Origin of the sequence: Amycolatopsis dongchuanensis (genome assembly GCF_039542405.1) — a bacterium.
Classification (GTDB): domain Bacteria; phylum Actinomycetota; class Actinomycetes; order Mycobacteriales; family Pseudonocardiaceae; genus Amycolatopsis_E; species Amycolatopsis_E sacchari.
Genome location: NZ_BAABIB010000159.1, coordinates 12,167 through 34,263 on the forward strand (window position 1 = coordinate 12,167; position 22,097 = coordinate 34,263).

Annotated in this window: 20 protein-coding genes; 9 read left to right on the top strand and 11 right to left on the bottom strand. The window is 71.3% G+C overall.

Features of this window, described 5'->3' with window-relative positions:
• Positions 1 to 58: 58 nt before the first annotated feature.
• On the top strand, positions 59 to 1,543 hold the full coding sequence (locus tag ABFX51_RS36415) for an AMP-binding protein (protein WP_091515371.1): 1,485 nt from the start codon (positions 59 to 61) through the stop codon (positions 1,541 to 1,543).
• Positions 1,544 to 1,550: 7 nt separating this feature from the next.
• Here the strand turns inward: ABFX51_RS36415 and ABFX51_RS36420 are convergent, their stop codons facing one another.
• On the bottom strand, positions 1,551 to 2,084 hold the full coding sequence (locus tag ABFX51_RS36420) for a GNAT family N-acetyltransferase (protein WP_091515374.1): 534 nt from the start codon (positions 2,082 to 2,084) through the stop codon (positions 1,551 to 1,553).
• Between the two features lie 83 nt (positions 2,085 to 2,167).
• Here ABFX51_RS36420 and ABFX51_RS36425 point away from each other — a divergent pair, with 83 nt between their 5' ends.
• On the top strand, positions 2,168 to 3,586 hold the full coding sequence (locus tag ABFX51_RS36425) for a plasmid pRiA4b ORF-3 family protein (RefSeq protein ID WP_346056519.1): 1,419 nt from the start codon (positions 2,168 to 2,170) through the stop codon (positions 3,584 to 3,586).
• On the opposite strand, the gene ABFX51_RS36430 is transcribed toward ABFX51_RS36425, so the two are convergent.
• Positions 3,550 to 4,014 (bottom strand): MarR family winged helix-turn-helix transcriptional regulator, encoded by a 465-nt coding sequence (locus ABFX51_RS36430; RefSeq protein ID WP_091515376.1) that lies wholly within the window; start codon positions 4,012 to 4,014, stop codon positions 3,550 to 3,552. The genes ABFX51_RS36425 and ABFX51_RS36430 overlap by 37 nt on opposite strands.
• A gap of 150 nt (positions 4,015 to 4,164) precedes the next feature.
• Here ABFX51_RS36430 and ABFX51_RS36435 point away from each other — a divergent pair, with 150 nt between their 5' ends.
• Positions 4,165 to 5,112 carry an alpha/beta hydrolase gene (locus ABFX51_RS36435; RefSeq protein ID WP_091515379.1) on the top strand — a complete coding sequence of 316 codons (948 nt, stop codon included), beginning with the start codon at positions 4,165 to 4,167 and terminating at the stop codon, positions 5,110 to 5,112.
• On the opposite strand, the gene ABFX51_RS36440 is transcribed toward ABFX51_RS36435, so the two are convergent.
• A complete protein-coding gene (locus tag ABFX51_RS36440) occupies positions 5,102 to 6,061 on the bottom strand; it encodes a nucleoside hydrolase (protein WP_091515380.1) in 960 nt (319 codons plus the stop codon). The genes ABFX51_RS36435 and ABFX51_RS36440 overlap by 11 nt on opposite strands.
• Before the next feature lie 54 nt (positions 6,062 to 6,115).
• Here ABFX51_RS36440 and ABFX51_RS36445 point away from each other — a divergent pair, with 54 nt between their 5' ends.
• Together ABFX51_RS36445 and ABFX51_RS36450 are read left to right on the top strand one after the other, a co-directional pair.
• Complete coding sequence (locus ABFX51_RS36445; protein WP_091515383.1) at positions 6,116 to 6,871, top strand: acyltransferase; 756 nt, start codon at positions 6,116 to 6,118, stop codon at positions 6,869 to 6,871.
• On the top strand, positions 6,871 to 7,806 hold the full coding sequence (locus ABFX51_RS36450; protein ID WP_346056520.1) for a DUF2332 domain-containing protein: 936 nt from the start codon (positions 6,871 to 6,873) through the stop codon (positions 7,804 to 7,806). The genes ABFX51_RS36445 and ABFX51_RS36450 overlap by 1 nt, the downstream gene beginning before the upstream one ends.
• A 473-nt stretch (positions 7,807 to 8,279) precedes the next feature.
• Here ABFX51_RS36450 and ABFX51_RS36455 read toward each other — a convergent pair whose 3' ends face one another.
• Complete coding sequence (locus tag ABFX51_RS36455) at positions 8,280 to 9,386, bottom strand: glycosyltransferase (protein WP_091515388.1); 1,107 nt, start codon at positions 9,384 to 9,386, stop codon at positions 8,280 to 8,282.
• Between the two features lie 494 nt (positions 9,387 to 9,880).
• Positions 9,881 to 11,305 carry a short-chain fatty acyl-CoA regulator family protein gene (locus tag ABFX51_RS36460; RefSeq protein WP_091515391.1) on the bottom strand — a complete coding sequence of 475 codons (1,425 nt, stop codon included), beginning with the start codon at positions 11,303 to 11,305 and terminating at the stop codon, positions 9,881 to 9,883.
• A gap of 225 nt (positions 11,306 to 11,530) precedes the next feature.
• Between ABFX51_RS36460 and aceA the strand changes: the two genes are divergently transcribed.
• The 3 genes from aceA to ABFX51_RS36475 all read left to right on the top strand — a co-directional run bounded on the left by aceA (position 11,531) and on the right by ABFX51_RS36475 (position 15,122).
• Positions 11,531 to 12,811 (top strand): isocitrate lyase, encoded by a 1,281-nt coding sequence (gene aceA / locus ABFX51_RS36465; RefSeq protein ID WP_091515394.1) that lies wholly within the window; start codon positions 11,531 to 11,533, stop codon positions 12,809 to 12,811.
• 72 nt (positions 12,812 to 12,883) lie between these two features.
• Entirely contained in the window at positions 12,884 to 14,485 is a 1,602-nt protein-coding gene (aceB, locus tag ABFX51_RS36470) for a malate synthase A (protein ID WP_091515397.1), read from the top strand.
• Positions 14,486 to 14,666: 181 nt separating this feature from the next.
• Positions 14,667 to 15,122, top strand: a complete 456-nt coding sequence (locus ABFX51_RS36475) for a nuclear transport factor 2 family protein (RefSeq protein ID WP_091515399.1) — start codon at positions 14,667 to 14,669, stop codon at positions 15,120 to 15,122.
• A gap of 249 nt (positions 15,123 to 15,371) precedes the next feature.
• On the opposite strand, the gene ABFX51_RS36480 is transcribed toward ABFX51_RS36475, so the two are convergent.
• The 6 genes from ABFX51_RS36480 to ABFX51_RS36505 form a co-directional block, all read right to left on the bottom strand.
• Positions 15,372 to 16,622, bottom strand: coding sequence for a glycosyltransferase family 4 protein (locus ABFX51_RS36480; RefSeq protein ID WP_346056521.1), 1,251 nt, complete (start codon positions 16,620 to 16,622; stop codon positions 15,372 to 15,374).
• A 9-nt stretch (positions 16,623 to 16,631) separates the two neighbouring features.
• Positions 16,632 to 18,095, bottom strand: a complete 1,464-nt coding sequence (locus ABFX51_RS36485) for a 1,4-alpha-glucan branching protein domain-containing protein (RefSeq protein WP_346056522.1) — start codon at positions 18,093 to 18,095, stop codon at positions 16,632 to 16,634.
• Entirely contained in the window at positions 18,092 to 18,868 is a 777-nt protein-coding gene (locus ABFX51_RS36490; protein WP_346056523.1) for a class I SAM-dependent methyltransferase, read from the bottom strand. The genes ABFX51_RS36485 and ABFX51_RS36490 overlap by 4 nt, the downstream gene beginning before the upstream one ends.
• Before the next feature lie 242 nt (positions 18,869 to 19,110).
• Entirely contained in the window at positions 19,111 to 19,929 is an 819-nt protein-coding gene (locus ABFX51_RS36495) for an ATP-binding protein (RefSeq protein ID WP_346056524.1), read from the bottom strand.
• A gap of 85 nt (positions 19,930 to 20,014) precedes the next feature.
• Positions 20,015 to 20,182, bottom strand: a complete 168-nt coding sequence (locus tag ABFX51_RS36500; RefSeq protein ID WP_177228966.1) for a hypothetical protein — start codon at positions 20,180 to 20,182, stop codon at positions 20,015 to 20,017.
• Between the two features lie 66 nt (positions 20,183 to 20,248).
• Positions 20,249 to 21,091, bottom strand: a complete 843-nt coding sequence (locus ABFX51_RS36505) for a DegV family protein (protein WP_346056525.1) — start codon at positions 21,089 to 21,091, stop codon at positions 20,249 to 20,251.
• A 215-nt stretch (positions 21,092 to 21,306) separates the two neighbouring features.
• Between ABFX51_RS36505 and ABFX51_RS36510 the strand changes: the two genes are divergently transcribed.
• Complete coding sequence (locus tag ABFX51_RS36510) at positions 21,307 to 22,092, top strand: electron transfer flavoprotein subunit beta/FixA family protein (protein ID WP_091515413.1); 786 nt, start codon at positions 21,307 to 21,309, stop codon at positions 22,090 to 22,092.
• The last annotated feature ends 5 nt before the right edge of the window (positions 22,093 to 22,097 follow it).

Here is a 22,097-nt window from a genome sequence, read left to right on the forward strand (position 1 = left end):
ATTCCGTGGGGCGAGAGGGCCCTTGTCCCACACCCACCGCGGGGCCAGGCTCGATCACGTGGACGGGAACCTCGCGACGGTCCTGGAACGTCTCGCCGACGAGCTGGGGGACCGGCTCGCCGTGGTGCACGGCGAAACCCGGCGGACCTGGCGCGAACTCGACGATCACGCCGCGCGGCTGGCGGCCCGGCTGGCAGCCGAAGGTGTCGGTCCCGGCTCACGCGTCGGCATCGCGCTGTACAACGGCCCCGGCTACCTCGAAACCGTGTTCGCGGTGACGAAGCTGCGCGCGCTGCCGGTCAACGTCAACTACCGCTACCGGGAGCGGGAGCTGGTCGAGCTGCTGGGCGGGGCCCGTGCGGACGCGCTCGTGTACGACCCGGACCTCGAGTCCCGGATGCGCCCGGCGCTGGACCGCCTGCCTTCGGTGAAGGCCGTGCCGTTCGGCGAGCTGACCCTGCCGCCGATGCCCCGCATCGACCGCTCGCCCGACGACGAATGGCTGATGTTCACGGGCGGCACCACGGGCAGGCCGAAGGGCGTCGTGGCGAGCCACCGGTGGCTGAGCGAGGTGGTCGGCGCCAACGCGGCGAAGATCCAGGGGCGGACCACGCTCGTGGCGCCGCCGCTGATGCACGGCACCGGGCTGTACCTGAGCCTCGGCTGCCTGACGAGCGGCGGCACGGTCGCCTACCTGCCGTCCCGTTCCTACGACCCCGGCGAGATGGCGCGCGAGATCGAGCGGCTGCGGGTGGCGGTGCTGGTGGTGGTCGGTGACGTGTTCGCCGGCCCCCTGGCCGACGCGCTCGACCGCGGCGACTACGACGTGAGCAGCCTGAAACGCGTGGTGAGCGCGGGTGTGACGTGGAGCGCGGCCGTCAAGGAGCGGTTGCTGCGGCACTGCGACGCCGAGCTGGAGGACGTGCTGGCCGCGTCGGAGGGCGGGCCGTTCGCCCGGTCGGTCACGGCACGCGGGCGGCGTGAGCGGTTCGAGCTGCTGCCGGGCTGCCGCGTGTTCGGCGACGACGACCGTGACGTCGAGCCCGGCTCGGGGCAGGTCGGCAGGCTCGCCGCGCCGACCCAGCCCGAGACCCGCTACCTCGACGACCCGGAGGCGAGCGCCGCGACGTTCCGCACGATCGACGGCGTCCGCTACGTCTTCTCGGGCGACCTGGTCACGGTGGAGGCGGACGGTTCGCTGACCCTCCTCGGCCGCGGCAGCCGCGTGATCAACACCGGTGGGGAGAAGGTGTTCGCCGAGGAGGTCGAGCAGGTGATCGCCGCCCACCCCGCCGTGGCGGACGTGATCGTGACCGGCGTGCCGGACCCGAGGTGGGGGCAGCGGATCGTCGCCGTCGTCGCACCGCGGGGAGAGCTGACGGCGGAGCAGGTCACCGACCACGTGGGGGCGGAACTGGCCGGGTACAAGCGCCCGCGCGAGGTGCTGTTCGTCCCGGAGATCCGGCGCAGCCCGGCGGGCAAGGCGGACCTGGCCTGGGTGCGGCGGCTCGTCACGGCGGCCCCGGTGTCCCAAGCGGGCTGAGCGGTCGTCAGTTGCCCGCCGCGAGCCCGGGCAAATCCAGCCGGTAGCCGAGCTGCCGGTGCTCCCCGATGCGCGGTCCGGCCGGCAGCTCCCTGCCGTCCTCGCGCCAGCCGTACTTGGCGTAGAAGGCGCGTGCCGTCACGTTGAAGTCCCACACCCACAGCCGTGCCGCGCGCACCCCGGCCGCCTGCCACAGGGCCACCGCTTCCGCGTGCAGCGCCGAGCCGACACCCTGCCGGAAGAACTCCGGGTGCACCTGGATCTGGTACAGCTGCGACGTGACCGCCGGATCGGGCTCGGGGTGGTAGCAAGGTCCGAGCACGAGGAACCCGATGACCTCCCCGTCCAGCCGCGCAACGCGGACTTGCCGGTCGAGAGCGCGGATGATCCCCCGGTACAGCTCGGAATCGCGCTCGTTCTGCTCCGCGAGGAGCTTCTCGGGCACGAAACCGCGGTAGTACGTGCTGCGAGCGGCGATGTGCACGGCGAGGATCTGTGCGGCGTCCGCCTCCCGGGCAGGTTCGACTCGCATCTCTGCCATGTAGCCAGGACGTTCCTTGATCACTCCGGTTGCTCCTCGGGCCGGTGCCGGTGTGCGCCGGCTGTGCTTCTAGTGTTCCGGGCGTGACGTCCCGGATCCCGAACTCGGCCGAGGAGGGACTGTCGCAGGCGGACAAACTCAGGAAATGGGTCGGTTCGGGAAAACCCGTTACGGCCAAAGGGGTGTTGAAGCCTGCGCAGTTGCCGTCGGCGGCAGCCGCGCTCGGCGTGCGGTTGCCGGCGAAGGTACGCACGGCGGCCGAGGTGCCCACGGTCCACTGGCCGTGGCTCGCCGCCGAAGCCGCCGGGCTGATCGAGATCGGCCCGGCCAAGGCGGTCGCGCGCGAGCCCGAGGGCGATCCCGCCGAACTGTGGCTGAAGGGGCTCGACGCCGTTCTGACCGCGGAGTCGCACGATCCGGAGCGCCGGGGCGCGCGCACGCTCTGCCGCGCCGTGCTCGCCGCCGCGGAAGGCGGGGACGTCGCAGAGATCCTGGCGGGCTACGAGGACGCGGCCGCCGCGTACAAGGCGTTCCGGCAGACCGGCGACCTGCCCGTCGAGGACGCGGTGGCGTTGCTGACCAGCTTCGGCGCGCTCGACGGCGGGCGGTTGACGGATCTGGGCCGGTGGGCGCGCGACCGGTTCGAGGCCCGCGCTCCCGAGTCCGTCACGCCTGAGCTGTCGGCGGGCGAACTGCTGACCCGGCTCGCCCCGCTGCCGGAGGACGAGACGTGGGAACTGGCGTTGCGCTGGTTCGGCGATCGCCGTCCGGTCTTCGGCGCGGCCCAGCTGCTGCACGCCGCGGACTTCGCCACCCCCGTCGAGCGGGTCGCGGCGGTGGACGTCGTCGCGGGCTTCGGCGCGGAGGTGCTGTCCGCCTGGCGCAGCGCCCTGCGGTACCGGAACCTGCGTGCCCACGCGATGGCCGCGCTGGCGAGCTGGGGTGAGGGCCGCGGCGTCGACGAGCTGCAGCGCCGCTGGCTCGTCACCGAATACGCCCTGGCCACGCGCGTCCGCCGCGGCCTCGAGAACGCCTTCCACTACGTCCGCGACAGCGGCGGCCTCGGCGTCCTCGCGGCCAGCGACCACCCCGACGCCGCCGGGCTGCACGACGCGCTGGTGAAGGCGAACTTCCGCGTCCGGGTGCACCAGCTCAAGGTCGAAGCGGGCACGGGGGAGTGGTGGCGGGTGCAGGTCCCGGCCGGCACCACCCTCGGCGCGCTGCACGAGGTCCTGCTGCCGCTGGCCGGGCACGACGGAACCGAGCTGCACGAGTTCACCGTCGACGGCGTGCGCTACGCCGACCCGCGCTCCGGCCTGCCCGGCCGCCGGGACGAGCACGAGCTGCGACTGTCCACAGTGTTCCCGCGCCGGGGCGGCGAGCTGCACTACGCCTACGACCTCGCCGGCCCGTGGACCTACCGGATCACCTGCGAGAAGGTGCTCGATCCCGACCCGGCGTGCACCTACCCCCTGGTCGTCGCCGACGGCGTGACGCGGTAGTTCGTCACGGACTCGGTCAGCGCGCGCAACGTCGTGCGCAGCTCGGCCAGCCCGGCGTCGTCGAGGCCCATCGCCTCACCGATCGTCGTCGGCAGCGGGATCGCCTTCTCCTTCAGCGCCGCGCCCTCGCCGGTCAGCGTGATGCTCACCGAGCGCTCGTCGTCACTGCGCCGTTCGCGCCGCACGAGCCCGAGCTTCTCCAGGCGCTTGAGCAGCGGCGACAGCGTGCCCGAGTCGAGGCTCAGCGCCCGGCCCAGCTCCTTGACCTGGCAGCTGTCGTGCTCCCACAGCACCAGCATCACGAGGTACTGCGGGTACGTCAGGTTCAGCTCGTCCAGCAGCGGCCGGTACAGGTTCGTCACGGCGCGGGACGCCGCGTAGAGCGCGAAGCAGACCTGATCGTCGAGCCGGGGTGCTTCTCCGGACATCTCGGTCACCTCCTGGCACCCATGGTGCCCGCACCTGGTCATGCGGGCAATTCAAGTGCTCTACATCTCATTGTGTCCAACTAAGTTGTGCACAACTGAATGGCGCGCTACCTTCATGTCATCCGGTTCGACCGACGCAAGGAGAAGGACATGACCGCGAACCCCCGGAACCTCGCTCTGGAACCCGCCGCGCAGGCGTTCGCCGAGGCCACCGCCAACCCGCCGTACCTGTACGACCTCGGCCCGGCCGAAGGCCGCAAGGCGGTGGACGAGGTGCAGTCGGGCGAGATCGCCAAGCCCGAGGTCGACATCGAGGACACGACCGTCGCCGACGTGCCGGTGCGCATCCTGCGGCCGAAGGGCGCGACGGGCGCGCTGCCGGTGGTCGTCTACATCCACGGCGCGGGCTGGGTGTTCGGCAACGAGCACACCCACGACCGCCTGGTGCGCGAACTCGCCGTCGGCACCGGTGCCGCCGTCGTCTTCCCGAAGTACAGCCTCTCGCCCGAGGCCCGCTACCCCGTCGCGATCGAGCAGAACTACGCCGTCGCGAAGTGGGTCGCCGAGCACGGCGCCGAGAAGGACCTCGACGCGAGCCGCATCGCGATCGCCGGTGACTCGGTCGGCGGGAACATGACCGCCGCCGTCACGCTGATGGCCAAGGAGCGCGGTGGCCCGTCGTTCCGGCAGCAGGTGCTGTTCTACCCGGTCACCGACGCGAACTTCGACACCGGCTCGTACGAGCAGTTCGCCGACGGGTACTTCCTGTCCCGCACCGGGATGAAGTGGTTCTGGGACCAGTACACGACCGACGAGAAGCAGCGCGCCGAGATCACCGCTTCACCGCTGCGGGCGAGTGTCGAGCAGCTCGCGGGCCTGCCGCCGGCACTCGTGATCACCGGCGAGGCGGACGTGCTGCGCGACGAAGGCGAGGCGTACGCAGCGAAGCTGCGCCAGGCCGGTGTCCCCGTGACGGCCGTGCGCTACCAGGGCGTCATCCACGACTTCGTGATGCTGAACGCCCTGCGCGAGACCCCTGCCGCCGGTGCGGCGATCGCTCAGGCTGTCGCGTTCCTCAAGGCCGCGCTCACCGCGTGAGCCTGCCCAGCACGAACTCCCCGAGGCCGTCCACGTCGGTGTCCACCGCCACCTGGACGGCACTCGGGGCGACGGCACCCTCACCCTCGCCGCGCATGCCGGCCCGCCGGCGGTCGACGAGGGTGGTGCCGCGTCCGGGGCCGAACGTGCAGTCCACGTCGACCGGGTAGGACTCGGTGCGCAGGATGCCGGGGCTGATCGCCTCGGCGACGGCGACGGCGTCGTGCAGCACGATCCCGTCCCAGCCGAGCGAGCGCCGGTAGGACGCCAGGTAGTCGGGGGTGAGCGCTTCCAGTGCGGCGCCGATCCGGCCACCGGCCGCGAGTTTCCCCAGCCAGGCGGTGGAAACGGCGCAGCGGTGCGTCAGGTCGAGCGGCACCATGACACACGGCACGTCCTCCTCGACGAGCACGCGCCGGGCCGCTTCGGGGTCGCTCCAGATGTTGAACTCGGCGGTCGCCGTGCTGTTGCCGCGGCCGACGCCGCCGCCCATCAGCACGATCCGGCCGATCTTCTCCTTGACGTGCGGGTGCGCCGCCAGGAGCAGCGCGATGTTGGTGAGCGGCCCGATCGGCGCGATGGTCACCGGCTCGTCGGCCGCTTCCAGCAGCGACACCAGCAGCTTGACGGCGCCGCCCGGCTCGGGTCCGCGCTCGGGCTCGGGCAGCGCGGCGGAGCGGCCGGACAGCCCGTCCTCGCCGTGCACGTGCCCGGCCCGGGCGGGCTGCGGGTGCACCAGCGGGCGCGCGGCCCCGGCGGCGACGGGAACGTCGGGGCGGCCGCAGAGTTGCAGTACGCGCAGGGCGTTGCGCGTGGTGGCTTCGAGCGAGACGTTGCCGAACACCGTCGTCACCCCGAGCAGGTCCACGTCGTCGCTGAGCGCGGCGAGCGCGATCGCGAAGGCGTCGTCCACGCCGGGGTCCGTGTCGATGATCAGCCGTGTGCCCATGGCCAGCCCCTTCCCCGCCGCCGCCCTTGAGGGAGGCAGTTACCCTTCCAACCTATGACATCCATGTGGGGATCGCCGGTGCTGTCGAGGGTGGGTGCGTGGCGCCGGGCGCGGAAGGACCCGCGGCAGGCGAAGTTCCTGACCGCCGATTCGCTGCGCTGGCTCCTCCGGAACCGGGCGTACACCCCGTGGTACCTGGTCCGGTACTGGCGGCTGCTGAAGTTCCGGCTCGCGAACCCGCACATCATCCTGCGGGGCATGGTGTTCCTGGGCAAGAACGTCGAGATCCACTGCCGTCCCGGTTACGGCAGGCTGGAGATCGGGCGCTGGGTGCACATCGGTGACGGCAACGCCATCCGTTGTCACGAGGGTTCGCTGCGCATCGGCGACAAGGCCGTGTTCGGGCGGCAGAACGTCGTCAACGGCTACCTCGACATCGAACTCGGTGCGGCGACGCTGGTCGCGGACTGGGTCTACATCTGCGACTTCGACCACGTGACGAGCGACATCACCCTGCCGATCAAGGACCAGGGCATCGTGAAGTCGCCCGTGCGCATCGGGCCGGACACGTGGATCGGCACGAAGGTCTCGGTCCTGCGCGGCACGCGCGTCGGGCGCGGCTGCGTGCTCGGCGCACACGCCGTGGTGCGCGGGGACATCCCGGACTACGCCATCGCGGTCGGCTCCCCGGCCCGCGTCGTGCGCGACCGCCGAGCCGACTACGAAGCCGACGCGGCCCGCCGCGAGGCGATCAAGGACATGGCCCGCAAGGCGGACAAGGCACTGCAGAAGACGTTGGAACAGGGCTAGTGCCCGGCGTCGCGGAGCTGTACCGCCGCTTCGCCGAGCACGAGACGGCGGGCCGGTCGCAGGTGTACACCGAGATCTGCACGCGCATCGCCGAAGACGCGGAAGTGCTGGCGTTCCTGGAGGAGCTGCCGCAGGCGAAGCGGCAGCCGAACCTGTTCCTGGCGGCGGTGCAGTACCTGTGTGGTCCGACGCGGGATTGGGCGTCGTTCCGGGAGTCCTTCGCCGAGCGCCGTGGTGACATCCGCGAAGTGATCGTCAGCCGTTCGACGCAGACCAACGAACCCGCGCGGTGCGCGACGCTGCTGCCCGCGCTCGCGGCTCTGCCGCAGCCACTCGCGTTGCTGGAGGTGGGCGCGTCGGCGGGGCTGTGCCTGCAGCCCGATCGGTACGGCTACGACTACGGCCGCGTGTCCCTGCCCGGCGAGCCGGTGCTTCCCTGTCGGGCGAACGACGCCACGCCGCTGCCGTCGCGTGTGCCCGAGGTGGTCTGGCGGGCCGGACTCGACCTCAACCCGCTCGACGTGCGTGATCCCGCCGAATGCGCGTGGCTGGAGGCCTTGATCTGGCCGGGGGAGGAGGAGCGCCTGCCCCGGCTGCGGGCCGCGCTGGAGGTCGCCCGCCGGGACCCGCCGCCGGTGCACCGCGGGGACCTGCGAACGGACTTCACCGCGCTCGCGGCGCAGGCCCCACCGGAGGCGACGCTCGTCGTGTTCCACACCGCCGTGCTGGCCTACGTCCGGGACGCGGGCGAACGCGCCGCCTTCGCCGACGCGGTCCGCGCCACGGGCGCGGTCTGGCTGGCGAACGAGAACGCGGCCGTGATTCCCGGTTGTGAGGTCTCTGCTGTGCCCGGCACGTTCACCCTGGCCCGCGACGCCCAGGCCATCGCCCGCACCGACCCACACGGTTCGTGGGTCGAGTGGCTACCGGCGTGATTTCCTGTGCTGCTTCGCTGCTACGACGGCACTCCGCCCGGGCGGCGCCGCGGGCAGTCGAGCCGTGCCCCGGCTCGCGGTCGCTTCCCCGCGCTGCTTCCCCGCTGCGCGATCCGGGCCAGCGCCTCCGCCCAGGCGGCTTCCGGTGCGGGCGGCTGCGCGACCCGCGCCGCCGCGTCGCGGGTGGCCGAGCCGTGTCTGGCTCGCGGTCGCTTGTCGCCCGGTTGTGCCGCTGTCCCCGCGCCGCTTCCCCGCTGCGCGATCCGGGCCAGCGCCTCCGCCCAGGCGGCTTCGGGCGTGGGCAGCTGCGTGATCCGTGCCGCCGCGTCGCGGGCGAGCCGTGCCCTGGCTCGCGGTCGCTTCCCCGCTGCGCGATCCGGGCCAGCACCTCCGCCCAGGCGGCTTCGGGCGCGGGTAGCTGCGTGATCCGTGCCGCCGCGTCGCGGGCGAGCCGTGCCCCGGCTCGCGCCGCTTCACCCCTGCGCGAGCCGCGCCAGCACCTCCGCCCAGGCGGCTTCCGGCGCGGGCAGCTGCGCGATCCGCGCCGCCGCCTCGCGGGCAGTCGCGCCGTACTCCGGCTCGCCGAGAACCGTCGCCACCGCGTCCGCCAGCCGGTCCTCCGCCTGCCGCGGGTCCACGACCGCCGCCGCGCCCAGCGACGCCGCTCGCTCGGCGAGCAACGGCTGGTCGGCCACCATGGGCAGCGTCACCATCGGGATGCCGTGCCCCAGCGCCGCGATGAGGGTGCCCGCGCCGCCGGTCGTGATCACCACGTCCGTGCCTTCGAGCAGGTCCGCCAGCGGGGTGAACCCGACGAACCGGACGGCGTCCGGCGCGTCCGGGACCGGATCGGCGGTGACGACGACCTCGACGTCCAAAGCGGACAGTGAAGCCAGCAGCCTGCCCGTGACCACCGACATGTCCCCCGTCGTGCCGAGGGTGAACAGCACCCGCCGCCGCTCGCCCCGCGCCAGTGGTGCGGGCGCGCTGCCCGGCGGCCGGTAGGGCAGCGGCCGCACCGGAACCAGGTCGGCGGGCGGGCGGTAGCCGTCGAACTGCAGGAACGACGGCCACAGGTCCAGCAACGCGCTCCGCGGCGACACGCGCAGGCCCCTCGCCTCCGCCTGCCGCCGCACCTCCTCCTCGAACAGCCGGGCCAGCGGCTCGGGGAACGCGGCCGAGATGCTGTGCGCCACCCACGGCACCCCCAGCGCCGCGGCGACGAGCGGGGCGACCAGGTCGGCCACCTCGGCGACGACCAGTTCCGGCTGGAACGCCTTCGCCGCCGCCAGCGCCGCGTCGAACGTCAGCCCGATGCGCACGTCGCCGAAGAAGGCCGTCACCGCCGGCAGGTCTTCCGCGCGCCGGGGATCGCGGGACCCCGGCCGTCGCGCCTGCTCGGCGAACAGCTCCGGCATCTCCGGCCCCGCGGGCAGGAACCGCAGCTCCCCGACCACCTCACGCAGCGAGGCGCCGGTCGACACGGCGACCTCGTCGCCCGCGGCACGGGCGGCGCCCGCGGTGGGCAGCAACGGCAGCACGTGCCCGTGCGTGGGCATGCTGCTGAACAGGACGCGCATGCCGCCGACGGTAGCCACGCCCGCGGCGGTCGAGCGGGGACGTTGCCCGGTCAGCTCTTCGGTACGGCCGGATGGGGCACGAATGTTCTCGTCCGCCGTGGGACCGCAGGCTGACGGTAGCCGCGCCCACGCCGGTCACACCGAGAGGTTGCCCGGTCAGCTCTTCGGCACGGCCGGATGGGGCACGAATGTTCTCGTCCCGCCGTGGGACCGCAGCCTGACGGTAGCCGCGCCCCGCCGGTCACACCGAGGCGTTGCCCGGTCAGCTCTTCGGCACGGCCGGATGGGGCACGAATGTTCTCGTCCCGCCGTGGGACCGCAGCCTGACGGTAGCCGCGCCCCCGCCGGTCACACCGAGACATTGCCCGGTCAGCTCTTCGGCACGGCCGGATAGGGCACGAAGGTGCTCGTCCCGCCGTGGGCTGCTGACCGGTCGTGGGACCGCGGACTGACGGTAGCCACGCCCCCGCCGGTCACACCGAGACATTGCCCGGTCAGCTCTTCGGCACGGCCGGATAGGGCACGAAGGTGCTCGTGTTCTCATCCACCGTCAACTGCTTGCCGATCGTGGGGAACGCGCGCTGCGGGCAGGCCGGCCGGTCGCACACCTTGCAGCCCATGCCGATCGGGGTCGCGGCGGCGCGGTCGTCCAGGTCGAGGCCCGTCGAGTACACCAGCCGCCGCGCGTGCCGCAGTTCGCAGCCGAGGCCGACGCTGAACATCTTGCCCGGGCTGCCGTAGCCGCCGATGTTGCGGGCGACCGTGCGCGCGATCCAGAAGTAGCTCTTGCCGTCGGGCAGGGTCGCGATCTGCGTGATGATCTTGCCCGGCTGCGTGAAAGCCTCGTAGATGTTCCACAGTGGACACGCCCCGCCCACGCGCGAGAAGTGGAAACCCGCCGCCGACTGGCGCTTCGACATGTTCCCCGCCCGGTCCACCCGGACGAACGAGAACGGCACCCCGCGCATCTTCGGCCGCTGCATCGTCGACAACCGGTGGCAGACCGTCTCGAAGCCGACCCCGAAGTGGTCGCACAGGCGCTCGATGTCGTACCGGAACCGCTCGGCCTGCGACAGGAACGGCCCGTACGGCAGGATCAGCGCGCCCGCGAAGTAGTTCGCCAGCCCCACCCTCGCCAGTGACCGCGCGGCCGGCCCGGAGAACGCCCACGAGTCGGCCAGTTCGGTGATCAGGTCGTCGTACTCCAGCAGCGCGATCTGCGAGGCCATCCGGAACGACCGCTGCCCGATGCGCAGGCTCGGCGCGAGCCGCAGCACGCGGGCGACCGGTTCGTACCGGTGCTGCTGGCCGCGGGCCTCGTCGATGCCCTCGGTCGTCACCTGGACGCCGTAGTGCCCGGTCAGCCGGTCCTGCAACGTCCGGTGCACGCTGCCGGGCCGCAGGTCCATCGCGACGGCCATCTTCTCGGCGCGTTCGTCCAGCTCGGCGACGTAGTTCTCGCGCTCGTAGAAGAAGTCGCGCACCTCCTCGTGCGGCAGGGGGGCGGCGGCGCTGCCGTGCAGGCCCATGCCGTTCTCCGTGACCAGCGCGGCCGTCGTCTCGACGGCGTTGCGGTAGCTGCGGTGCAGCTTGACCAGGGCCTGCGCGACGGCGGGCAGGTTGGTCGCCAGCTCGTTCAGCTCGCTGGTCGTCGCCTCGACGCCGACGGCCTCGTCGAGGAGGGCTTCGCGGACGTCCGCGACCAGCCGCGCGGTGTCGTTGTTGGCGAAGAACTCGGTGTCGACGCCGAACGCCTCGGTGATGCGGAGGAGCACTGGAACGGTCAAGGGACGGGCGTTGTGCTCGATCTGGTTGAGGTAGCTGGGGCTGATTTCCAGCAGACGGGCGGCGTCCGCCTGGCTCATCGAGCGGCTCTCGCGCAGGTGCCGCAGTTTCGCGCCGGCGAAAGTCTTGTCCATTCCGGGCCTCCCGGTCGGAGATCTTCCGTGCCTGACCGATCAAGAAACCGGTTCAGTCACGAAACTTTCTGGTGGCTGCGAACACAGCGTTCGCAACCTTCACAACATGCTACGGAAAATTCGCAGAAATTGGCAAATTGGAGCGCTGGCGCTGTTTCAGCAGGTCATGTCATCGTCAATGGCATCAGCGAGTCATCGCAAAGTTTGCAAGGGTGGAGACATCTCATGACACAGAACTTCGAGCAGGCGGCCGCCGAGCTGGCCAAGCAGTGGGAGACCGACCCCCGGTGGAAGGGTGTCAAGCGGTCCTACAGCGCGGCCGACGTGATCAAGCTGCGTGGCAGCGTGGTCGAGGAGCACACGCTGGCCCGCCGCGGCGCGGAGAAGCTGTGGGAGCTCCTGCAGACCGAGGACTACGTCCACGCGCTGGGCGCGCTGACCGGTAACCAGGCCGTCCAGCAGGTCCGCGCGGGCCTCAAGGCCATCTACCTGTCGGGCTGGCAGGTCGCGGCCGACGCCAACCTGGCGGGCCAGACCTACCCGGACCAGAGCCTGTACCCGGCGAACTCGGTCCCGGCCGTCGTGCGGCGCATCAACAACGCGCTGGGCCGTGCGGACCAGATCAACTGGGCCGAGGGCAACACGGACATCGACTGGTACGCCCCGATCGTCGCCGACGCCGAGGCCGGCTTCGGTGGCCCGCTCAACGCGTTCGAGCTGATGAAGGGCATGATCGCGGCCGGTGCCGCGGGCGTGCACTGGGAGGACCAGCTGGCGTCCGAGAAGAAGTGCGGTCACCTCGGCGGCAAGGTCCTCATCCCGACCAAGCAGCACGAGCGCACCCTCAACGCCGCCCGCCTCGCCGCGGACGTGCTGAACGTGCCGACCCTGGTCGTCGCCCGCACCGACGCGCAGGCCGCGACGCTGATCACCAGCGACGTGGACGAGCGCGACCAGAAGTACATCACCGGCGAGCGCACCTCCGAGGGCTTCTACAAGGTGCGCAACGGGATCGAGCCGTGCATCGACCGCGGTCTGGCCTACGCCGAGTACGCCGACCTGCTGTGGATGGAAACGTCCACTCCGGACCTCGAGGTCGCCCGCAAGTACGCGGAGGCCATCAAGGCCAAGTACCCGGACCAGATGCTGGCGTACAACTGCTCGCCGTCGTTCAACTGGCGCAAGCACCTGGACGACGCGACGATCGCGAAGTTCCAGCGCGAGCTCGGCCACATGGGCTACAAGTTCCAGTTCATCACGCTGGCCGGCTTCCACGCACTGAACTACTCGATGTTCGACCTGGCGCACGGCTACGCCCGCGAGGGCATGACCGCCTACGTCGACCTGCAGGAGCGTGAGTTCGCGGCCGAGGAGCGGGGCTACACCGCCACGAAGCACCAGCGCGAGGTCGGCACCGGCTGGTTCGACCAGGTGTCCACCGCCCTGAACCCGGAGAGCTCGACCACCGCGCTCACCGGCTCCACCGAGGAAGCCCAGTTCCACTGACCGGTTGAGGGGGGCCGGTGCGCCGCACCGGCCCCTTTCCCGTTCGCGCCGAAGAGCCGAAGAGAGGTTGTCATGTCTGCACGCTTCACGTCCCGGATCGAAGTCGCCGGTCCCCGCGGGGAAAGGTTCGACGAAATCCTCACCCCGGCCGCGGTGGACTTCATCGCGAAGCTGGACAACGCCTTCGCCGGCCGCCGGCGCGAACTGCTCGACGAGCGGCGCCGCCGCTGCGAGGAACTCGCCGCGGGGGAGCGCACGCTGGACTTCCTGCCCGAGACGCGCTGGATCCGCAACGACCCGTCGTGGCAGGTCGCGCAGCCCGCGCCGGGGCTGGAGGACCGCCGCGTCGAGATCACCGGCCCGACCGACCGCAAGATGACGGTGAACGCGCTGAACTCGGACGCGAAGGTGTGGCTCGCGGACTTCGAGGACGCCACCTCGCCGACGTGGGCCAACATCATCGGCGGCCAGCTGAACCTCTACGACGCGATCCGCCGCAACATCGACTTCGAGTCGAACGGCAAGCAGTACCGCATCGGCGACAACCCGGCCACGATCGTCGCGCGGCCGCGGGGCTGGCACCTGGTGGAGAAGCACATCCGCATCGACGGGCGGCCGGTTTCGGCGAGCCTGGTGGACTTCGGGCTGTACTTCTTCCACAACGCGCGCCAGCTGATCGCGCGGGGCAGCGGGCCGTACTTCTACCTGCCGAAGCTGGAGAGCCACCTGGAGGCCCGGCTGTGGAACGACGTGTTCCGCATGGCGCAGGACGAACTGGGCATCCCGCAGGGGACGATCCGCGCGACCGTCCTGATCGAGACGATCCCCGCCGCGTTCGAGATGGAGGAGATCCTCTACGAGCTGCGTGAGCACGCGGCCGGGCTGAACGCCGGGCGCTGGGACTACATCTTCTCGATCATCAAGAACTTCGCCGACGCCGGTGCCGACTTCGTGCTGCCGGACCGCGCGGAGGTCACGATGACCGTGCCGTTCATGCGGGCCTACACCGAGCTGTTGGTCAGCACGTGCCACAAGCGCGGTGCGTACGCGATCGGCGGGATGGCGGCGTTCATCCCGAGCAAGGACCCCGAGGCCAACGCCGTCGCCTTCGAGAAGGTCCGGCAGGACAAGGAACGCGAGGCGAACGACGGCTTCGACGGTTCGTGGGTCGCGCACCCCGGGCTGGTCCCGGTGTGCGACGAGGTGTTCACCGAGACGCTCGGCGGCTGGCCGAACCAGCTGGGCCGCCTGCGGGACGACGTGTCGGTGACGGCCACCGATCTGCTCAACGTGGCCAGCGCGGGCGGCGACGTCACCGAGGAGGGTGTCCGGAGCAACATCAACGTCGCGCTGCGCTACGTCGACTCGTGGCTGCGTGGCACCGGTGCGGCGGCGATCTTCAACCTCATGGAGGACGCCGCGACGGCCGAGATCGCCCGGTGCCAGGTGTGGCAGTGGGTCCGCAACGGCACGAAGCTGGGCGACGGCACGGCGATCACGCCGGAGCTGGTGCGGCAGTGGCTGGACGAGGAGCTGGCGTCGGTCCGCGCCGAGCTGGGCGACAGCAGGCTGGACGACGCCCGGGAGATCTTCGAGGAGACCGCCCTCGGCGAGAAGCTGCCGAGCTTCTTCACGACGTGCGCGTACGCCCGGTACCTGACGGACGTGCGGTGAAGCGCTTTCCGCCCGAGGGGCTGGTGAGCTGGTCGCCCTCCTTACCTCCTGACGGGGAGGGCGACGTGCGCTGATCTCTGGCCGGACAGCGCGCGGGAAGACCCGGTGGGAAGTCCCCAACCTTCCTGCCGGGTTCTTTTCGCACTAGCGAGGAGAACGCGCGTTCTCTAGGCTGGCCGACATGAGCCGACCCCCGTTCCCGCCGTTCGACGAGACCACCGCCGCCCAGAAGGTCCAGGCCGCCGAAGACGCCTGGAACACGCGAGACCCGGGGAAGGTCGCGCTGGCGTATACGGAGGATTCCGTGTGGCGCAACAGGGACCGGTACATCGTCGGCCGAGAGGCGATCGTGCGTTTTCTGACGGAGAAGTGGGAGCGTGAGCTGGATTACGCGCTGCGCAAGGAACTCTGGGCGTTCGGGGGCAACCGCATCGCGGTCCGCTTCCAGTACGAGAGCCACGACGCGGCGGGGCAGTGGTACCGCAGCTACGGCAACGAACTGTGGGAGTTCACGGAGGACGGCCTGATGCGCCGCCGCGAGGCGAGCATCAACGACGTCCCGATCACGGAAGCGGAGCGGCGCATCTTCGGCTCCCGGCCGGAGGAGGAGCGTGGGGTGGGGTTTCCGGTTTTCTGAGTTCGACGGCACTGGGGTCCACCGGGCGCTGGGCGCCCTGCTCCGGGGCCCACCCCCGCCCCGATCCTTGAGTGTTCACGGCCGCTCGGGGCGCGTAAAGGGCGCCTTCGGCGTCGCTGCGCGATGGGCTTCGCCCACCCTTGACACGCCGGAGCGGCCGTAAGTGCGGCTGGGGATCGGGGCGGGGGTGGGTGTGGGCGTTGGCCCCTGCTCGCTTCCCGTTGCAGGGTCACTGTTCGGGGCTCGCCTTCACGCGAAGGCGTTCCCCGTCGGGATCTTCGGGCGCGGGAGTTCGCCGTGGTCACCGGCCTTCGCGCGGCGGTAGACCGCCGCCGTGGCTTCCGCGATCCTCGCCCAGTCGAAATCCTCCGCGAGGCGGGCGCGTGCGGTCCTGGCACGGCGCTTCGCCGCCTTGCGGTCCCGCAGCACGGAATCCACCGCCGAGCGGATCGCCGCGCTGTCGCCCGGTTCGAAGGCCAGGCCGGTGATCCCGTCGATCACCACCTCGCCCAGGCCACCGGCCGTCGAGGCGATCAACGGCGCCTCCGCGGCCGCCGCTTCCAGCGCCACGATCCCGAACGGCTCGTACCGGCTCGGCAGCACCACCGCGTCCGCCGCCGCGAGTGCCGCGCGCAGTTCCCGGTCCGGCAGGTGCCCCGTGAAGTGCACCGCCCGCCGCACCCGCAGTTTCCGCGCCTGCGCGACCAGTTCGTCCAGGTGCCGCCCCCGTCCGGCCACCACCAGCCGCGTCCCGGGGTGGTCACGGCGGATGGCGGGCAGCGCGGCGAGCAGGTCCTGCACGCCCTTCTCCCACTCCAACCGTCCGAAGTAGAGCAACAACGGCTCACCGCCGGGCGCGTACTCGGCGCGGGCCTTCGAGACCTCCGCCGCCGGCACGCGCCAGCCGCGTTCCTCGATCCCGTTGTGGATCACCGTGATGTCGTCGGCAGGCACGTCGAACAGCCCCGCCACCTCGGCGCGCATCGCCTGCGAGCACGTGATCAGCGCGTCGGACCGGTTCGCGAGCCACCACTCCGCCGAGTGCACCTGCTGGTTGAGCGGGTACGACAACCAGCCGGAATGCCGCCCGGCCTCCGTCGCGTGGATGGTGCCGACCAGCGGTTTGCCGGACGTCTCCGCGAGCGTGATCGCCGGGTGCGCCACCAGCCAGTCGTGGGCGTGCACGACGTCCGGCTGCCACGTCCGCAGCAACGCCAGGCCGTGCCGCACCATGGCGTGCCCCATCGCGAGCGTCCACGCGATCAGGTCCTGCTCGAACGTCACATGCATCGGGTCCTCGGCGACGCGGATGACGCGCACGCCGTCGACCACGCGATCGGTGGTCGGGTGCGTCTGCGCGTCGGTTCCCGCCACGTGGCGGCACAGCACCACGACCTCGTGCCCGTCCTTGGCGAGGTGCCTCGCCAGCGCGTGCACGTGACGCGCGAGCCCGCCGACGACGACCGGCGGGTACTCCCAGGACAACATCAGCACGCGCATGAGGCGAGGTTACTCGCGAGTCAACAACCGCGCGTCGAGGTGCCCGAAGACGCGGTCTTCCAGCGGCAACGGGCCCCGGCCCGCCACGAGCGCGTCGAAGCGGTCCGTGTGCACGCGCGCCCGGCGCCGGGCGTAGTCGGCCGCCGAGTCCTTCGTCACCATGAACGCCCAGTCGCTCGACAGGGCCAGCATCGCTTCGCCCACGGCCAGGTCCAGCACCGGATTCCGCACCGCCCCGGGCCGCAGGGCCAGCAGCCGCCGCTGCAGCGCCGCGTTCGCCTCGACCATGTCCGCGACCTGCTCGCCGTCCCACACGCGCCAGTCCTTGCCCGAGCCCCACGACGACGCCGGCAGGTCCACGGGTCCTCGCACGTGCCCGGCTTCGACCGCGCCACGCAACGTCGTCACCCGCACCCCGGCCTCCGGCAGCGCCCGCAGGACCCCTTCGAGCCACGCCGGGCCCTCGTGCCACCAGTGCCCGAACAACTCCGTGTCGTACGCGGCGACGACCAGCGCCTCCCGCCCGTCACGCTCCCGCAGCTGCCGCAACCGCGTCACGACGGTGTCCACGAAGTCCTTCACGTGCTGCCGCACCGCGTCCGCCGCCAGCGCCGGGTCGTAGGGCGCCTTGTGCTCCGGCGCGACGTGGTGCCCGGTCACCCGCGACGGCTTGACCCCGACCTCGTGCGCCCACGTGTGGAAATCCCGGTAGTGCGCGTGCCCCGGGTAGCCCGACTTCGGCGACCACACCCGGTACGTGACCTCAAGATCACGCCCGAAGCACACGACGTCCGACGAGCCGACCGTGCGTGCCCCCGCGGTGTCCCCGCGCAGCGACGGTCCGTCCACGAGAAAGCGCTTCACGCCCGCGGCCGCGTACCCATCCTCCATGCCCGGCGCGTAACCGCACTCCGGCGCCCAGATGCCCTCGGGCCGGTGCCCGATCCGCAGCCGCGTGTCGTCCAGCCCGGACCGCAGCGCGAACGAGCGGATCCGTTCGTGCAGCAGCGGCTGGAACGGGTGCGTGAGCGGCCCGCCGAGCAGCTCGATCGTCGAACTGTCCACAAGGGACCGCAGAATCGGAGAAAACCCGTGCCGCCACCGGGTTTCCAGCTCCTCGGTGGCGTGCACCGCGGCCCGGTGCTCGGCCGCGCCCAGCTCCCGCAGCAGCGGGTCGTCGCGCCACAGCGTGCTCGCCTGGAGTGCGCGCAGCTGCCAGTGGCCGAGCCACTCGTGGAAGGTCCGCAGGCTGTACGGGTCGTCGAGCTGCGCGGCGAGCACCGGCGTCACGCCGAGCGTGAGCACGTCGCGCCTGCCCTCGTCGGCGAACCGGCGCAGCAGGTCCACCACCGGCAGGTACGAATGCGCCCACGCCTGGTACAGCCACTCCTCGCCGACGGGCCAGGACCCGTGGTGCGGCAGCCACGGCAGGTGGCTGTGCAGGACGAGGCAGAACGTGCCCTCGGTGGTCACGGGCGCACCGCCACGGCGATCAGGTCGAGGCTTTCGTCCAGGCGCCCGGCGGAGATCTCGAACCCGGCGGCCTCGATGGCCGCGATGTCGGCGAGCAGCTCCTCCGGCCACTCGGCCTGCCCCGGCAGCTGCCCCATGACGACGTCGAGCTGCGCGTCGATGATCGACCCGCCGTACCGCTCGTCCAGGGCGCGCACGGCGGGACCGTGGTGCAGCCCCCGCAGCGACTCGACCTCGAACCCGGCGTCACGCAGCAGCGAGTCCAGTTCGGACGGTGCGAGTTCCCTGGTGTGGTACGGGTTGAGCGGGGTGTCGCTGTCGGGCGTGAACGTCAGGCGGTTCGGCGTGGTCACCAGCAGCCGCCCGCCCGGCCGCAGCACCCGGCGGCACTCGGCGAGGAATCCCGCCTGGTCCCACAGGTGCTCGATCACCTGGAAGTTCGCGACGACGTCCACAGTGGACGCACCGAGCGGCAGGTACGCGAGATTTCCCCGCACTGTCCCCAGCTGTGGATAACGCCGGGCGACGTGCGTGACGGTCGGCTCGTCGTAGTCGAGCGCCACCACACGGGCGGCCCGCTCGGCGATCAACGCCGCGCCGTACCCCTCACCGCACCCGGCTTCGAGGACGGTCGCGCCCGCGCAGAGCGGCAGGAGCGCGAGGTAGGCGGCTTCGTGCCGGCGGAACCAGTAGTTCTCGCTCGGGACGCCGGGCACCGTGCGCTCGCCCGTCAGGTGCAACGCAGTGCTCCTGCCTGCGACTTCGACGTCCACTCGGCCTCCCGTCCGCTGTGCCCGGTTCCCCCTACGCTAGCGTCCGGCGTTTCCCGATCTTCATCCGATCCGGCGACGTTCGGGAACCGGTGGGCGGATATGCGCGACCCTCTATGCGTTGGTTCCACCGACGACGGGAGAACGATCATGGCGCACGAAGAAGAGGTCCCGGCCCCCGGCTGCTGCGGCAACAGCTGCGGCAAGTGCACCGGCCCGGGCTGCGGCTGCTGCTCCAACTGCGGTTAGGGCCACTTCCGCAGGACCACGCACCACGAGGAGTCGTCGACGCGGAACTCGGGGACCGGGTTGCCCGCCCTCGCCATGGCGGACCGGATGCGCCAGATGCCGCGGCCGAAGCGGTTGACGTATCCGAGCGCCTTCATCGCCCTGGCGAGCCCCGGGTTCCGGTAGTCCTGCACGCGGTCGAAGTTGTCCACCCGCACCTGGCCGTACGGGCCGCCCGGGTTGGTCACCTCGATCCGGTCCTCGAACCACGCGATGCGCACCGGCGCGTGGGAGCGCTCGTAGTCCCGGTGCATGACGGCGTTCATGCACGTCTCACGCAGGGCCTCGGGCGGGTAGTCGGGCAGGGCGTCTTCCCGGAAGAGGCCCTCGCCCTCCTTCAGCTTCGTCCGCAGGTTCGCGCCCACCAGGGCGCTGAGCCGCGTCGCGGTGTGGACCAGGTTGCCGCGGATCTCGTGCTGGTCGACGACGGGCGCGTCGAGGTCCAGGCCCTGGTACCGGATGAACTGCACGTACGCGCCCGGCACGTGCGCGCTCGGATCAGCGCCCACGGCGAGCACGCCCAGGTTCGTGGGCGCGCCGCCGGGCGTCGTGAGGCGCAGTCGCGCCAGTTCCGCCTCGACCGGCCGCGACGTCTCCTCCGGGGACTCGAACGCGGGCAGGTAGGTGGAGCTGAACAGCCGCAGGTCGAGGTCGTCCACCCGCGCCGTCTGCGCCGGCCTGGCGTCGAACGGCGCGGCCGCGAACCGCCTGATCTCCGCGACGAGCCGTTGCTCGTCGTCGGCCGCTTCACGTGTGGTCGTCGTCCCCGTCAGCACCCGCGGCTCCCTCGGCTCGTCCGGACGGGGGTGACCCTATCGGGTGATAACGGCCGAGTGTTACAGCTTCACGGGAAGTTATCGATCAGTGTCCGCGTCGGCGGTTCGCCAGCTGCCTGCGCACCTTCTCCACCGCGTCCTTGGCCTGCTGGCGGCGGCGCGGGTCGTTGGCGAACTGCTTCGCCTGCTGGATCGCGCGACGGCCCTGCGGGCTGTTGGCGAGCCGGGCGATGCGGTTGAACAGCGAGGCCACGGTTCCTCCCGTATGTCGGTTTCCGCTACCGCTCCAACGGCGGCGGCACAGGGGGAGTTCCCCAGGTCAAACCGGAGAAACCGTCACACTCATCGCACCGGGCCCGACATGGGAGCCGACGACCACGCTCGCCTCGACGATCGAGAGGTCGCGCAGGTTCGGGATGCGCTGCCGCAGCTGGCCCACCATCGCCAGCTCGCGCTCGGTGGGCCGGAAGCACGAAACCGCCACCTCGCTCGGGTGCGAACCCGCGCGTTCGGCCGCGAGGTCCACCAGCTTGTTCAGCGCCCGCTTGGCACCGGGGACGCGGGCGAGCGGCGCGACCTCGCCGCTCTTGACGGTCAGCAGCGGCTTGATGTTCAGCGCGGTGCCCACCATCGCCGAGGCGGCGCCGATCCGGCCGCCGCGGCGCAGGTATTCGAGCGTGTCCACGTAGATCAGCTCGGACGTGCTGGTGAAGCGCCGCTCCGCCGCCTCGATCACGCGGTTCACCTGCGCTCCGGCGGCCGCGGCGCGCGCGGCCGACAGCACCGCGAAGCCCAGGCTCATCCCGACCGTCCCGCTGTCCAGCGTGTAGACGGGGATGCGCACCTGCTCGGCGGCCTGGCGGGCGGCGTGCACGGTGGCCGACATCCGGCCCGAGATGTGCACGCTCACGATCGCGGCGGCACCCGCGCTCGCCGCGTCCTGGTAGGACCAGAAGAAGGCGCCCGGATCGGGCGGGGCGGTCGCGACGTGGCGGCCGGCCCGCAGCGACTCCACGAGCTCCCCGCGGTCGAACCGGTTCTCGTCGTCGATGCGGTCCTCGACCTGGAGCTGCAGCGGGATCACCTTGATCCCCCATTGCCGCACGAGCTGCTCCGACAGCGAGGCCGTCGAGTCGGTCACTACCGCCACGTGAGGAGACACGGTCAGTGAGGTTAGCCCGAAAGGTCTACGACGTGTAGCCCATCCGCCGACAAGGCCACTCGGAGTAGCGCGATAGGGTGGACAGAAGTATTGGGACCATCGTCCTAGTAAATTGCGATTCTCGGTGAATGGCATCACCTCAGCGCGCCAACGCCGCCGAACCTCCCTACGCTACCGACGAGTAGGGCTGGAATCCGGGAGGTCGAAGGGGACCCATGACGAAGATTGTCGTTCTGGTCAAGCAGGTGCCAGACACCTATTCGGAGCGGAAGCTCTCCGACGCTGACCACACGCTGGACCGCGAGTCCGCCGACGCGGTGCTCGACGAGATCAACGAGAAGGCCGTCGAAGAGGCCCTCAAGATCAAGGAGGCCGGGGAGGGCGAGGTCACCGTGATCTCCGTCGGCCCCGACCGCGCCACCGACGCCATCCGCAAGGCGCTGTCGATGGGTGCCGACAAGGCCATCCACGTCTCCGACGAGGCGCTGCACGGCTCCGACGTGATCGCCACCGCGAAGGTGCTCGCCGCCGCCATCGGCAAGGTCGAGGGCTACGACCTGATCATCGCCGGCAACGAGGCCTCCGACGGCCGCGCTGGTGCGGTGCCCGCGATCCTCGCCGAGCTGCTGGGCCTGCCGCAGCTGACCTACGTGCGCCAGCTGACCGTTGACGGCACGACCGTGAAGGCCGACCGCGAGACCGAGGACGGGCTGACCCACCTCGAGGCGAGCCTGCCGGCGCTGGTGAGCGTCAGCGAGAAGATCAACGAGCCGCGGTACCCGTCCTTCAAGGGCATCATGGCCGCGAAGAAGAAGCCCGTCGACACGCTCACGATCGCCGATCTGGGCATCGACGCGGGCGAGGTGGGCCTCGGCAACGCGTGGTCGCAGGTCACCGAGGCGGCGCCGAAGCCGCCGCGGCAGGCCGGTCAGCGCGTCGAGGACGAGGGCGACGGCGGCACGAAGATCGCCGAGTTCCTGGTCGGCCAGAAGCTCATCTGAGAGGA

What these genes read in the sequence shown, in the direction of transcription:
- ABFX51_RS36480 (WP_346056521.1), bottom strand. Translation starts at nt 16,622, where the DNA reads ATGCGCGTGCTGATGTTGTCCTGGGAGTACCCGCCGGTCGTCGTCGGC.
- ABFX51_RS36455 (WP_091515388.1), bottom strand. Translation starts at nt 9,386, where the DNA reads ATGCGCGTCCTGTTCAGCAGCATGCCCACGCACGGGCACGTGCTGCCG.
- ABFX51_RS36430 (WP_091515376.1), bottom strand. Translation starts at nt 4,014, where the DNA reads ATGTCCGGAGAAGCACCCCGGCTCGACGATCAGGTCTGCTTCGCGCTC.
- aceB (WP_091515397.1), top strand. Translation starts at nt 12,884, where the DNA reads ATGTCTGCACGCTTCACGTCCCGGATCGAAGTCGCCGGTCCCCGCGGG.
- ABFX51_RS36435 (WP_091515379.1), top strand. Translation starts at nt 4,165, where the DNA reads ATGACCGCGAACCCCCGGAACCTCGCTCTGGAACCCGCCGCGCAGGCG.
- ABFX51_RS36460 (WP_091515391.1), bottom strand. Translation starts at nt 11,305, where the DNA reads ATGGACAAGACTTTCGCCGGCGCGAAACTGCGGCACCTGCGCGAGAGC.
- aceA (WP_091515394.1), top strand. Translation starts at nt 11,531, where the DNA reads ATGACACAGAACTTCGAGCAGGCGGCCGCCGAGCTGGCCAAGCAGTGG.
- ABFX51_RS36475 (WP_091515399.1), top strand. Translation starts at nt 14,667, where the DNA reads ATGAGCCGACCCCCGTTCCCGCCGTTCGACGAGACCACCGCCGCCCAG.
- ABFX51_RS36420 (WP_091515374.1), bottom strand. Translation starts at nt 2,084, where the DNA reads ATGGCAGAGATGCGAGTCGAACCTGCCCGGGAGGCGGACGCCGCACAG.
- ABFX51_RS36510 (WP_091515413.1), top strand. Translation starts at nt 21,307, where the DNA reads ATGACGAAGATTGTCGTTCTGGTCAAGCAGGTGCCAGACACCTATTCG.
- ABFX51_RS36445 (WP_091515383.1), top strand. Translation starts at nt 6,116, where the DNA reads ATGACATCCATGTGGGGATCGCCGGTGCTGTCGAGGGTGGGTGCGTGG.
- ABFX51_RS36440 (WP_091515380.1), bottom strand. Translation starts at nt 6,061, where the DNA reads ATGGGCACACGGCTGATCATCGACACGGACCCCGGCGTGGACGACGCC.